This is a genomic window from Aquabacterium soli, assembly GCF_003933735.1.
Classification (GTDB): Bacteria; Pseudomonadota; Gammaproteobacteria; order Burkholderiales; family Burkholderiaceae_C; genus Aquabacterium; species Aquabacterium soli.
In genome coordinates this window covers 1-798 of record NZ_RSED01000067.1, presented here as the reverse complement: position 1 = coordinate 798, position 798 = coordinate 1, and the positions used below count along the sequence as shown (strand labels likewise).

Genomic DNA, 798 nt, shown 5'->3' with positions numbered 1-798 from the left:
TGGCACGATCAATGACGGCAACGATCTGCCGACGGTCAGCATCGATGATGTCGAGGTGAACGAGGGCGCTGGCCAAGCGGTCTTCACGCTCACGCTCAGCCATCCGAGCTCCACTGACGTTGTTGTCAGGCTCAGCACGGTGGACGGCGACGCCACTTCGGTGGGCAGTGCAAACGGCGACAAGGACTTCAATTCGTTCACCGGCCTGACCGTGGTGATTCCGGCGGGGCAGACCTCGGTGACCGTGCCTGTCGTGATCAACAACGACACCGTGTACGAAGACAGCGAGAGCTTCGGTGTGCAGATCGTCAGCACAAGCGGTAACGCGACGATTGGCAAGGGGGAGGGACTGGGCACGATCACCGATTACGGCAACGTCGACGATCCCAACGACCCTACGCTGGACAACGATCGCCCAACCGTGGCCTCAGTCAGTGACGCCATCGCCGTGGAAGGCGACAACCTCGATTTCACGGTCACGCTGAGCAACACCAGCAAGAACGTGACGCCATTGCTGTTGAAAATTTCCGGCGTCGAGGCCACCTTGGGCGTGGACACCGGAGAAGTCCAGGTGTCGGTCGATGGTGGCAAGAGCTTCGTTGCCGTCGCTGTCGATGGCCAGGGCAATTTCCAAGTCCAGCTGCCTCCTGGCGCTGCAGTGGATGCGCTGGTCGTTCGTGTGCCTACGACCATTGACGGTGTCAGCGAGGGCGCCGAAACGCTGCAGATATCGGCCTCGACATTGCGTGATCTGGAGGCGGGTACGCCCTCGGAGATCGGCACTGGCACGATCAATGA

General features: G+C 60.9%; 1 protein-coding gene. It reads left to right on the top strand.

Annotated elements, in window-relative coordinates:
• Positions 1 to 798, top strand: a 798-nt coding sequence (locus tag EIP75_RS23820; RefSeq protein ID WP_199758692.1) for a Calx-beta domain-containing protein, incomplete at both ends; no start/stop codon positions are given.